Here is a 12,959-nt window from a genome sequence, read left to right as displayed (position 1 = left end):
CAACTGACTAATTAATGAAATAGAAACAACACACAAAAACAATAATTAAATTAAATATCATACACTTAGACCTGGATATCCAAAAAATTAATTGGTTATTTTTAGCTCACACTTAACGTGCGCAAAAAACACTCAAACACAAAGATATCCACTAAGGCGCACATTTGCTATCATGATCCGGTTAATTAGACAATCAAATAAACGCCTTATGCGACCGATAAAACCCGCTTCTATAAATGAATTAATGCAACGTGTTGATGCTATTGCAGGCCTTACTTTAGGGCAATTAGCCGAGCAATATCATTTTAAAACACCTGAAGACTTGCTACGTGAAAAAGGCTGGACCGGGCAACTTATCGAATATGTGCTTGGCGCAACCGCAGGCTCAAAGCCAACGCCTGATTTTGAAGAATTAGGAATTGAGTTAAAAACTCTGCCCATTTCATTTAAAGGCAAACCACTCGAAACGACGTTTGTTTCTGTAACACCACTACTGAATGTAACTGGGATAAAATGGCAGCAAAGTACGGTTCGTAAAAAGTTGAATCATGTTTTATGGTTACCTATTTTAGGCGAACGCGAAATTCTACCTTTTCACCGCACCATAGGCAGCGGCTTTTTGTGGCAGCCAACGGCCGAGCAAGACGCACTCTTACAACGTGATTGGGAAGAACAAATGGAGCTAATAGCTCTAGGTCGAGTGGATGAGATTTCAGGCCACTTAGGCGATGTTATGCAAATAAGGCCAAAAGCAGCCAATAGCAAAGCGCTGACTGATGCAATTGGCCCGAATGGTCAAATAATACGAACCTTGCCTCGCGGTTTTTATCTAAAAACCAGCTTCACCGGCGAGATCCTAAAACAGCAATTTCAGCTTTAATTAAAATATAAAAAAACCTCCCGAAGGAGGCTTTTAAAGTCTAAATAGTTAGGGCTGATTACTGACCTTTAACTTCTTTAAGACCATTGTAAGGTGCTTTCTCACCTAATACTTCTTCAATGCGAAGTAATTGGTTGTACTTAGCAATACGGTCAGAACGGCTTAGTGAACCCGTTTTGATTTGACCTGCCGCAGTACCCACTGCTAAATCAGCAATTGTTGCATCTTCTGTTTCACCTGAACGGTGAGAGATAACAGCTGTGAAGCCAGCATCTTTAGCCATTTTAATAGCTGCAAGCGTTTCAGTTAATGAACCGATTTGGTTGAACTTGATAAGGATTGAGTTAGCAATACCGTTATCAATACCACGCTTTAAGATCTTCGTGTTAGTTACGAACAGATCGTCACCTACTAATTGTACTTTGTCGCCAATTAGCTGTGTTTGGTGTGCGAAACCATCCCAATCAGACTCGTCTAAGCCGTCTTCAATTGAAACAATTGGGTATTGCTCAGTAAGGCCCTTAAGGAAGTGGTTGAATTCTTCAGAAGTGAATTTTTTACCTTCACCTTTAAGGTCGTAGATATTTGCTTCTTTGTCGTAGAACTCTGATGCCGCACAGTCTAGAGCTAGAGTGATATCTTTACCAAGCTCATAACCTGCATTTGCAACAGCTACCTTGATTGCAGCAAGTGCCGCTTCGTTTGATTCAAGGTTAGGAGCAAAACCACCTTCATCACCTACTGATGTAGAGTGACCTTCAGCTTTAAGTACTTTTGCTAAGCTGTGGAATACTTCAGCGCCCATACGTAACGCTTCACGGAAGTTTGTCGCGCCAACTGGCTGGATCATGAACTCTTGAATATCTACAGAGTTATCAGCGTGCTCACCACCATTGATGATGTTCATCATAGGTAATGGCATTGAGTAAACACCTGGTGTGCCGTTTAGATCTGCAATGTGCTCATAAAGCTCTACGCCTTTTGAGTTTGCAGCCGCTTTAGCTGTTGCTAAAGACACAGCTAAGATAGCATTCGCACCTAGTTTCTCTTTGTTTTCAGTACCATCTAAGTCAAGCATAACTTGGTCAACAGCTTTTTGATCAACTGCGTTTTGACCTTTAAGAGCTTCAGCGATTTCGTTATTGATATAGCCTACTGCTTTTAAAACACCTTTACCTAGGTAGCGTGCTTTATCACCATCACGTAATTCAAGCGCTTCGCGAGTACCTGTTGATGCACCAGATGGTGCTGCAGCACGGCCCCATGAACCATCAGCTAAATGTACATCAGCTTCAACAGTTGGGTTACCACGCGAGTCCATGATTTCGCGACCAATCACTTTTACGATTTCTGACATCTTGATTCCTCTTTTCCCGAAAATGGTGAGTTAGTGCCAGCTTTATTGCTGCTGGCTTTTAAAACAAATAAGCCGTGCATATAGCACGGCCTACTTAAATTACGATGACGCTTTTTGGTGAGTGTGTGCTGCTGCAACAAACCCTTCAAATAGCGGGTGACCATCACGTGGTGTTGACGTGAATTCCGGGTGGAATTGCGCGGCAATGAACCAAGGGTGATCTTTATTCTCGATAATTTCGACTAGTTTCTTATCTTCAGATAAGCCTGTGAAACTTAAGCCTGCTTTTTCAAGCTGCTCTACAAAGTGGTTATTCACTTCGTAACGGTGACGGTGACGTTCAACAATTTCGTCACTACCGTATACTTCACTTACTTTAGAGCCAGGTGTTAAGTGACATTTCTGAGCACCTAAACGCATAGTACCACCTAGATCAGATTGCTCATCACGGATTTCAACGTTACCGTCAGCATCTTGCCATTCAGTGATTAAACCAACAACTGGATGTGCTGATTTTGCGTTAAACTCAGTTGAGTTTGCATCTTCAAGGCCTGCAACGTTACGCGCATATTCAATAAGCGCTACTTGCATACCTAAACAAATGCCTAAGTAAGGAACTTTGTTTTCACGTGCATATTTAGCCGCTAAAATCTTACCTTCAACACCACGGCCTCCGAAGCCGCCTGGTACTAAGATAGCATCAAGGTGAGAGAGTAACTCTGTACCTTTGCTTTCTAAGTCTTGTGAATCAACATATTCGATGTTCACGGTTAGACGGTTTTTCAGACCTGCGTGCTTTAATGCTTCGTTTACTGATTTATAAGCATCTGGTAGTTCGATGTACTTACCAACCATACCAATCGTCACTTCACCCGTTGGGTTAGACTCTTGATATAACACTTGTTCCCACTCAGATAAATCTGCTTCTGGGCACTCAAGGTAGAAACGACGACATACGAAGTTATCTAGTTCTTGTGATTTAAGTAACGCAGGGATCTTATAGATGCTTTCTACGTCTGGTAATGAAATAACAGCTTTCTCTTCAACATTAGTGAAAAGTGCGATCTTCGCGCGCTCGTTATTTGGAAGTTTACGATCAGAACGACAGATTAAGATATCTGGTTGGATACCAATCGAACGTAATTCTTTTACTGAATGTTGTGTTGGCTTAGTTTTAACTTCACCTGCAGGGCCTAAGAATGGCACTAGCGTTAGGTGGATAAACAATGCGCGCTCACGGCCAATTTCAGTGCCAAGCTGACGAATTGCTTCTAAGAATGGTTGTGACTCGATGTCACCAACTGTACCGCCAATTTCAACGATTGCTACATCGCGACCTTCAGCACCGTCATATACACGTTGCTTAATGTCGTTTGTGATGTGTGGAATAACCTGAATTGTTGCACCAAGGTACTCACCACGACGCTCACGTCGTAATACATCTTCATAAACACGACCTTGTGTGAAGTTGTTGCGGCTAGTCATTTTGGTACGGATGAAACGCTCATAGTGACCTAAGTCAAGGTCAGTCTCTGCACCGTCTTCAGTTACAAATACTTCACCGTGCTGAATTGGGCTCATAGTGCCTGGGTCAACGTTAATGTAAGGATCCAGCTTTAAAATAGTCACGTTAAGACCACGTGCTTCTAAAATAGCGGCTAATGACGCTGCTGCAATACCCTTACCCAACGAAGAAACAACCCCGCCAGTTACGAAGATAAATTTTGTACTCATGCGAACCCTAGAATATCAGGAATTAAAAGGAATAATATAGAATCAAGACGGGGCGAAATTATAGCAAAGGGGCTGCTATCAATCCAGATAAAATTAGCAAATAAGTGCACAAAAAACGAGCTTGGTTACACTGTACCCAAGCTGTATCAAAACAGGCTCACTTGGCCTGCTTTTTAATGGCTTCCCATGCGTTGTCCATTTCTTCGAGACTGGCCGTTTCTAAACTTTGGCCACGTTCATCTAAGTAGGCAGCCACTTTTTCAAAGCGTGACGCGAATTTAGCATTGGCACTTCGTAATAATTGCTCAGGATCGCGTTTAATATGACGGGCTACATTTACCGTTGCAAACAGTAAATCGCCAAGCTCTTCTGCACTATGCTCCGATAAAGGGTCATGAGCCAGCGCTTCTTTTACTTCGTCGACTTCTTCAGCGACTTTATCGAGGGCCCCATGATAACTTGGCCAATCAAAACCTAGGCTTGCTACGCGCTGTTGAATTTTCTTAGCTTTTGAAAGACCTGGCATCGCATCAGGAATATCCTGCCAAAGACTCATTTGAGGTGAAGTAGATTTTTCTGCTCGTTCTTGCGCTTTAATAGCCTGCCACTGCGCCGAAAGCTCTGCGTCCGACAGCTCACTTTGCTTTGCAAAGACATGCGGATGCCGACGAATTAATTTATCGTTTAGTGTATTTGCCACATCTGCAAAATCAAATAAGCCCTGCTCTTTAGCAAGTTGGGCATAAAAGATGATTTGAAAAAGTAAATCGCCAAGCTCACTTTTAAGCTCAGTGAGTTCACCTTTTTCAATGCAGTCTGCTACTTCGTAAGCTTCTTCAAGGGTATGCGGCACTATCGATTTAAAGTCTTGTTTTAGATCCCACGGGCACCCAGATTCTGGGTCCCGTAGTTTGGCCATAATTGATAACGACTGCTCAATGGCATGTTTATCACTCATTACGAATGACCACGCTTTGCATCATGTACACCTTCGATTTGGTGTAACTTAGACAATAATCGGTTAGTACTCGATAAGTCATGTACTTCAACCTGCATTGAAAACAGCGCAAGCTGCTTATCTTCAACGGTGTTGACATTCATGTTAAGCACATTCACCTTTTCGTTTGCAAGGACAGAGCTGATATCTCTAATAAGGCCTGAGCGATCTGTGGCTTCTACTTTAATCGTTAGTGAGTAAGAGCCATTTACATCGTCTGACCAACTTACTGATATCACCCGCTCAGGATGTTTATCACGAAGTTTTTCAAACGAATCACAATCCTCACGGTGAACTGCAATCCCACGGCCTTGAGTAATATAGCCAATGATTTCATCGCCCGGCACAGGTCGGCAGCATTTAGCAACATGGCTCATTAAGCTACCTACCCCATCAACAACAATGCCGTTTTTATCACCTGTGACACTTTTTGGTTTTTTAAACTTAATTTGTGGTTCGTCATCATCACGGTCACTAATAAAGTTTAATAATTGGTTTAAGCGAACATCACCTGCGCCTACCGCAACCATCAGGTCATCAATGCCTTTAAGATTGAATCGCTCAATTGCTGGCGCAAGGTCTTTGGTTGTTAAGTCTAGTTTTTGCAGCTCGTTCTCTAATATTTCTTTACCGGCGCTCAAGTTTTTATCGCGATCAAGCTGTTTAAACCAATGATGGATTTTAGAGCGTGCTCGCGATGACTTAATATAACCTAGCGATGGGTTCAACCAATCACGACTTGGGTTAGGTTGCTTTTGAGTTAAAATTTCAACCTGATCACCGGTATTGAGCTGATGAGTAAAGGGCACGATTTTGCCAAACACTTTTGCACCAATACAACGGTGACCAACGTTTGAGTGAATGTAATAAGCAAAATCAAGTGGCGTCGCACCCAGTGGTAAATCGAAAATATCACCTTTTGGTGTAAACACATAAACTCGGTCTTCAACTACTTGATTTTTGAGCTCTTCAGCTAAGTCACTACCATCAACTACTTCTTCTTGCCATTGTAGTAACTTACGTAACCAACTAATTTTTTGCTCATAGCCAGAACCACGTCCTGGCAATGCACCTTCTTTATACATCCAGTGCGCAGCAACACCTAGCTCAGCATCTTGATGCATTTCGCTAGTACGAATTTGGATTTCAACGGTTTTACCTTCAGGGCCAAATACCACTGTATGAATTGACTGATAGCCGTTTTGTTTAGGTGTTGCGATGTAATCATCAAATTCTTTATTTAAATGCCGCCAATTGGTATGCACGATACCTAATGCTGCGTAACAATCTTGCAGGCGTTCCACCACAATGCGCATAGCACGAATATCAAACAGCTGATCGAATTCGTAATTCTTCTGCGCCATTTTTTTGTAGATACTGTAGATATGCTTCGGGCGGCCATACACTTCCCCCTCAATACCCGCTTCGGCCAAGCGTGCTTTTACTAAAGCAACCATATTTTCCATATAGGCTTCACGAGCAAGTCGCTTATCATCGAGCTGTTTTGCGATATTTTTATAGGTATCGGGGTGCAGGTAACGAAACGAAAGATCTTCAAGTTCCCATTTAAGCTGACCTATTCCTAAACGGTTAGCAAGGGGTGCAAAAATGTCACGTGTTTCTTTAGCGGCAATTACACGCTCTTCTTCATTGGCGTCTTTAACATCACGCAAATGGCATACTTGTTCAGCGAGTTTTATCACCACTGCACGCACATCTTCAACCATGGCTAGCAGCATACGGCGGATATTATCAATTTGAACAGTGCCCTTGCCTTGATGGGCTAAGGTGCTGATGGTAGCCATTTGGCTTACACCTGTTAGTAATAACGCAACGTGATCACCAAGCTTGTCGGTCACAGTTTCAATCGAGATTTTTTCGGCTAAGAAATAAGGTGTTAAAAAAGCCGTGGCAAGTGAATCTGCATCTAAATTTAGCTCGGCTAAAATCTCTACCATTTCAATGGCTGTGTTTTCACGTTTTGCATCATCGCAATGCAGACACAATTGGTGAGCTTGCTCTAATAAGGTATGTTTGTCTTCTGTTAGCGCTAACAGCTCGATACGGCTGGCAAAATCACTCGGCTTTGTAAGCTGATGTGACTGTCTAGTGGCTACCATGTGCGCTTTACCTCCTGTGAAATAACGCCATCGTTTCAATATGCCCAGTATGCGGGAACATATTCATAAGCCCAATTTTTTCAATGCTAAAGCCTGCTTGTAAAATAAGTGCACTGTCACGGGCTAAAGTAACAGGATCACAAGAGACGTATAAAATCGTTTTAAACTGAGTAAGTGGTAACTGCTCTAAAATTGCCATTGCGCCAGTACGTGATGGATCAAGCACTAACACATCAAGTTCGGCACTAAACCAAGCAGCTGATTGCATTGATTTTGTTAAATCAAAACAATAAAAATCGGTATTCGACAATGAGTTAGTTTGCGCATTTTGTTTTGCTAATGCAACCGCAGAATCGACCCCTTCAACACCAATAACATATTTAGCATACTTTGCAATCAATAATGAAAAGTTACCAATACCACAAAATAAATCTAATACCTGCTCATGACCTTGTAAATCAAGCCACTGTTTTGCTTGATGAAGCATAGCTTGGTTCACTTGGGGGTTAACTTGAATAAAGTTTTCCAGGCCAAATTCAAAGCGTAAATCATAAGCTGGTATCTGGTAGTACGGCATTGGATGGTCACTGTGATCAATTTCACCACTGTGTGATTGCCACACAACACGCCAGCTATATTCATCACACGCCGCTACGACAATGGCTTTTAACTCTGCATTAATAGCTTTGGTATGCCTAATAACCACAAAGGCCGCATTATCAGCTTCACATAATTGTAGGTGACTAATACTACTAAGACCTGAATGGCTGTTGATAAGAACATCAAAAACTGAAAAAACGTCTTTAAAAGTACTACTCAGCACATCACAGTTTTCAATGCTCACCAATTGTTTAGACCCTTGAGCTCGATACCCTACGCGCATTTTCTTTGCGGCTTTGTCATGCATTACAGCAATACGCGCAGAGCGACGGTAATGGCGCTCTTCACTAAGCAGAGGTGCTTGCCAATTTAAGTTATCAACTTTGGCAAACTTGCTAAACAGCTGACTAACCGCAGTTTGCTTTTCAACCAATTGTTGTTCTGCATTAAGGTGCTGTAACTGACAACCACCACAAACCTGATAATGCTGACAAAAAGGAGTAACCCTATGCGCTGAGGCTGATAGTACTTTTTTACAATCAGCACTGGCAAAGCGTGCCTTATCTTCAATCAATAACGCTTTTACTTCTTCACCCGGCAAAGCACCATTAACAAAACAGACTTTACTTCCCTGCTTAGCAACGCCTCGTCCTTGATGGTCCATAGCAGTGACATTGAGGGTTAGCATTTTTTGCGAAACGGATTTCTTTTTGGCTTTGAAAATCTGTGCCATTGGGCAACACCTTAATTATTGATAAAGCGAGATTAAGTATATACTCTTAAACAACGATAATAATGATAACAACATTCTTTATGACTAAATTTGGCTTACGTGACTCAGTCTTAATACTTACACTTATACCGACTGTGATCATAGGCTTGTTGCTGGGCGGTTATTTTACAATAAATCGTTACATTGAGCTCGATGAAATTTTATATCAGCAGGGCGTTACTATTATTGAGCCCTTAGCCATTGCTGTTGAACAACCATTACTAAAGCGTGATAAAGCCTTACTAACCCGCTTAGTTAGCCATACTCATAACAAACACTCCCCTGCGATCCAATCAATTGCTATTTTCGATGAAAACAATGAGTTAGTGATTTTTAGTAAATATCAAAGTGAATTCAAAGAAATTGTTAAAAGCAATGTTAACAGTATGGATGGGATTCAAGTACACAACTCTGATCACTATCTAACATTTTCTACCGCCATTATTAATCATAGCCGTCAAGACACGATTTGGAATCATAATAGCTATCAAGCATCACTAGGTAATGTGGTGATCATGCTTAATAAACAACAAGCCATTATCGGCCAGCAACGCGCCTTACTGGTCAGTGGCGTGGTGATACTCATAGCACTAGTACTTGCGAGCGTATTAGCATTTAGGTTGACCCGCATGTTTATTCAACCACTTAATAAGTTAGTACTAGCTACCGACAAATTAATTGAAGGGAAAGTAGATACAGGTCTTGATAAAAAAATGTTTGGTGAGTTTGAGTTATTACGCACAGGCTTAAATACCATTTCAGAAACCATGGTAGTGCAACGTGATGAGATGCAAAAGCATATTGATCAGGCAACCTCTGATTACCGCGAGACCTTAGAACAATACGAAACTCAGAATATTCAGTTAAGTATTGCCAAAAAAGACGCGCAAGACGCTAACCGTGTTAAATCAGACTTTTTAGCCAAAATGAGTCACGAATTACGTACGCCTTTAAATGGTGTAATTGGCTTTACGCGTCAGCTTTATAAAACCCCGCTTAATAAGCATCAAAAAGATTACCTCGATACTATTGAGCTATCTGCAAATAGCTTATTAACGATTATCAGTGACATTTTAGACTTTTCTAAATTAGAAGCCGGTGCCATGGAGCTTGAGTCAATGCAATTCCAGCTCCGTGACAATATTAATGAAGTTATGACCTTGTTAGCACCAAGTGCACACGAAAAACAACTTGAGCTATCGATATTTATCCATCCACAAGTACCTGACAATCTAACTGGCGACCCGACCCGCTTTAAACAAATTTTGATAAATCTTATAAGTAATGCCATTAAATTTACTGAAAAAGGCTCAATCAAGGTTGATGTTGGCTACCGCTTATTAGATGAAGAGCGCGCCTCTATTTTAGTGTCTGTCACCGATACTGGTGTGGGCATCCCAATGGATAAACAAGATGCCTTGTTTACACCATTTGGCCAAGCAGACTCAAGTATCACCCGTAAATTTGGTGGCACAGGTCTTGGTTTAATCATCACCAAACACATTGTTGAAGCGATGAATGGTCGTATTACCCTGAACTCAGCACCTGGTAATGGCACCTGCTTTACATTCAATGCCGTATTCAGAACGCCAAGTAACTCAATTACTAGTGACTTACCGACCCAATCATTGATTAATAAACGTATTCTTTACCTTGAGCCTCATGAGCATACACATCAAGCAACCTTATCGCTTTTACATGAATGGCAAACTCGCGTTACCGCTTGTATAGATGAAGAAAGCTTCTTAAATGAGATCAATAAAGACTTCAGTTACGATATTTGTATCATTGGTCATACCGCCACAATTGACGATATGCAGCAACTTAAGAGTTATGTAAAAGCAGTGCGCCCAGTCACTGATTATTTATATATTATGCTCAATACGGTCTCGCACAATATGCGCGAAGCCTTTGTGGGTAGTGGCGCAGATGCTTGCTTAAGCAAACCACTTAACCATCGTAAATTATGTGAAGTACTTGCTGCCCCTTATCGTCTTGACCATCCAGTGCATAACATTGAACAAGGCACTGAAAAGTTATTACCTCTAAAAGTACTAGTTGTAGACGATAATGATGCCAACCTAAAGCTTATTTGCACCTTACTTGAAGAACAGATTGAGCTAATTGATACGGCACACAACGGCTCACAAGCCTACAGTCTAAGTAAAAGCCATAAGTATGACTTGATCTTCATGGACATCCAAATGCCAATTATGGATGGTATTACCGCATGTAAACTTATCCGCGAGTCATCTCTCAATGAAGATACGCCAATCATTGCCGTTACTGCTCACGCATTAGCGGGTGAAAAAGAACAGCTGCTTAAAGATGGTTTTAAAGGTTACTTAACTAAGCCTATTGATGAAGATATGCTAAAACAAATAATTAGCGATCATAGCCCACAATCGCCGATTAATCGCGAACGAAGCAAAGCTGCCACAGTTGACTCAGAACCTCCATTTGAAAGTGCCCGCCTTGATTGGCAATTAGCGCTACAACGCGCTGGCGGTAAAGAAGAGTTAGCACTAGAAATGCTCAACATGTTATTACTCAGTGTACCTGAAACCTTACGCCTACTTAATGAAGCTATAGAAAAAGAAGATTGTGAACATGTACTTAGCATAGTGCACAAATTCCATGGCGCGTGTTGTTACACCGGCGTACCAAAACTAAAATCACTTGCCGAAACACTCGAAACATCACTAAAAAGCGATTGCGATTTAAATTACATTGAACCTGAATTGTTTGAGTTGATTGATGAGCTAAATAATTTGTTAAGTGATGCAGGTATGGTTGAACCGCAACGATAAAAAGCACTCAAAAAAAAGATATAAAGGAGTATATTAATGAAAAACTATCTAATTCTAGCTGGCTGTTTACTTGTGTTTGGCTGTACTTCAACTACAAATAAACCAATGGAACTAGAGTATGCGGATTTAGCTGTTAGCTATGATGAATTAAAAGCAACAAAATGGCAGCAACTTGAGCGTTTTCCTGCCAGATATCCGAAAAAAGCGGTGCTCCAAGCAGCAGAAGGCTGCGCGACCATTGAGTATGTCATTACGCCAAAAAATGAGATTGAAGATATTCGAGTAATAGCCTCTACAAACCCTGTATTTGCCAGTGCGGCAAAAGATGTTATCACTAATTGGCATTGGAATGAGCTTGCGAAAAATATTACTGATAAAGCTGTGAAAACCCAAACCCGCTTTGATTTTTGTTTTGATACACCTGAGCAATCTTGCAAAGCACTCAAGCCTAACTATTCATGCCCTAGTAACGATATTATTTATTCTACGGGTACACGCGTTGTTAAATATACGAGGTAACTTGCTTTGTACTTTATCTTACTTATCGTCTTTAGTGCTATTTCACTCACTTGGTTTTTTCTCCGCTATAAAAAACTAAGTATTGAAGCTAATAATTACGTAAAAACCAATTACACAGAGCAGTGGCAAACATACGAAAGCCAAGCCCGCTTAATGAAAGCAAAACCTAACTCAATTGTGTTTCATTCAATCAAGAAAGGCGAATTGTCGGCAATAGATGATGGTGTTTTAAAAAATTTTAAGAAAAAACATCAGTATTTAGTCGCCCTACTTTGCCTTTCACCTTGGCTAGCTTCATTGCTTGCACAATTGATAGTTTACTTAAGTAAATAAAAAGCGCGGTGGATATCGCATCCATCGCGCTCTCGATTCAAAACTTGCCAGCGCCAATAAAGGGCTGACAGATTAAAGCGTATGTTTACAAACGCGCTTCAATCATCAGGCGCTTCATATCGCTTACTGCTTTTTCTAAGCCATCAATCGCTGCACGCGCAATAATCGCATGACCAATGTTTAATTCGTAAATTTCTGGCATTGCAGCAATTGGTTTTACATTGTGATAATGAAGACCATGGCCTGCATTAACAATTAAACCCAAGCTATCGGCATATTGTACGCCGTTACGAATACGTTCAAGTTCTGTGTGAAGTTCTTCGTCATTCTCTGCATCGGCATAAGCACCTGTGTGAATTTCAACGTATGGTGCATTACAAGCTTTTGCAGCGTCAAGTTGTGCATTGTCAGCATCAATAAATAACGAAACCTTAATTCCCGCAGCTGTCAGTTTTTCTGTTGCTGCTTTTACCTTTTCAAAATTACCCACAACGTCAAGACCACCCTCAGTAGTTAGCTCTTCACGTTTTTCAGGCACTAAACAAACATAAGCAGGTTTTACTTCAAGGGCGATGCCGATCATTTCATCAGTGACTGCAATTTCAAGATTCATACGTGTTTGAATCGTTTTTGCCATCACATATACGTCACGGTCTTGAATATGACGACGGTCTTCCCGCAAATGGATGGTGATACCATCTGCACCAGCATGCTCTGCAACAGCTGCGGCATGCGCAGGATCTGGGTAACTCGTGCCACGCGCTTGGCGTAAAGTGGCAATGTGATCAACGTTTACACCAAGAAGAATATCTTTCATTTTTTTACCTGTTTAAAACA

General features: G+C 41.2%; 10 protein-coding genes. 4 read left to right on the top strand and 6 right to left on the bottom strand.

Annotation, left to right across the window (positions count from 1 at the left end; genetic code table 11):
* Positions 1-208 precede the first annotated feature (208 nt).
* The gene (mutH, locus tag L1D46_RS08490) at positions 209-880 is read left to right on the top strand and encodes a DNA mismatch repair endonuclease MutH (protein WP_239977330.1); all 672 of its coding nucleotides are present in this window, start codon (positions 209-211) and stop codon (positions 878-880) included.
* A 58-nt stretch (positions 881-938) separates the two neighbouring features.
* Here the strand turns inward: mutH and eno are convergent, their stop codons facing one another.
* The 5 genes from eno to rlmD form a co-directional block, all read right to left on the bottom strand.
* A complete protein-coding gene (gene eno, locus L1D46_RS08485) occupies positions 939-2,237 on the bottom strand; it encodes a phosphopyruvate hydratase (RefSeq protein ID WP_062566760.1) in 1,299 nt (432 codons plus the stop codon).
* A 99-nt stretch (positions 2,238-2,336) separates the two neighbouring features.
* Positions 2,337-3,971 (bottom strand): CTP synthase, encoded by a 1,635-nt coding sequence (locus L1D46_RS08480; protein WP_054562242.1) that lies wholly within the window; start codon positions 3,969-3,971, stop codon positions 2,337-2,339.
* Positions 3,972-4,128: 157 nt separating this feature from the next.
* Entirely contained in the window at positions 4,129-4,929 is an 801-nt protein-coding gene (gene mazG / locus L1D46_RS08475) for a nucleoside triphosphate pyrophosphohydrolase (protein ID WP_239977327.1), read from the bottom strand.
* Positions 4,929-7,088, bottom strand: a complete 2,160-nt coding sequence (relA, locus tag L1D46_RS08470) for a GTP diphosphokinase (RefSeq protein WP_239977326.1) — start codon at positions 7,086-7,088, stop codon at positions 4,929-4,931. Before relA ends, mazG begins: the two co-directional genes overlap by 1 nt.
* 7 nt (positions 7,089-7,095) lie before the next feature.
* Positions 7,096-8,421 (bottom strand): 23S rRNA (uracil(1939)-C(5))-methyltransferase RlmD, encoded by a 1,326-nt coding sequence (gene rlmD / locus L1D46_RS08465; RefSeq protein ID WP_239977325.1) that lies wholly within the window; start codon positions 8,419-8,421, stop codon positions 7,096-7,098.
* Positions 8,422-8,501: 80 nt separating this feature from the next.
* On the opposite strand from rlmD, the gene barA reads away from it, so the two are divergent.
* The 3 genes from barA to L1D46_RS08450 are packed head-to-tail and all read left to right on the top strand — an operon-like array spanning position 8,502 to position 12,122.
* Complete coding sequence (barA, locus tag L1D46_RS08460; protein ID WP_239977329.1) at positions 8,502-11,270, top strand: two-component sensor histidine kinase BarA; 2,769 nt, start codon at positions 8,502-8,504, stop codon at positions 11,268-11,270.
* Between the two features lie 36 nt (positions 11,271-11,306).
* Positions 11,307-11,789, top strand: coding sequence for an energy transducer TonB (locus L1D46_RS08455; protein ID WP_130052134.1), 483 nt, complete (start codon positions 11,307-11,309; stop codon positions 11,787-11,789).
* A gap of 6 nt (positions 11,790-11,795) precedes the next feature.
* Positions 11,796-12,122, top strand: a complete 327-nt coding sequence (locus L1D46_RS08450) for a hypothetical protein (RefSeq protein WP_167657893.1) — start codon at positions 11,796-11,798, stop codon at positions 12,120-12,122.
* A gap of 85 nt (positions 12,123-12,207) precedes the next feature.
* Here L1D46_RS08450 and pdxJ read toward each other — a convergent pair whose 3' ends face one another.
* Positions 12,208-12,939 (bottom strand): pyridoxine 5'-phosphate synthase, encoded by a 732-nt coding sequence (pdxJ, locus tag L1D46_RS08445; protein WP_130052136.1) that lies wholly within the window; start codon positions 12,937-12,939, stop codon positions 12,208-12,210.
* Positions 12,940-12,959: the final 20 nt, after the last annotated feature.

This window comes from Pseudoalteromonas sp. Isolate3 (assembly GCF_022398505.1).
Classification (GTDB): Bacteria; Pseudomonadota; Gammaproteobacteria; order Enterobacterales; family Alteromonadaceae; genus Pseudoalteromonas; species Pseudoalteromonas apostichopi.
The sequence above is the reverse complement of the archived record's forward strand: the minus strand, read 5'-3'. Positions and strand labels throughout refer to the sequence as shown.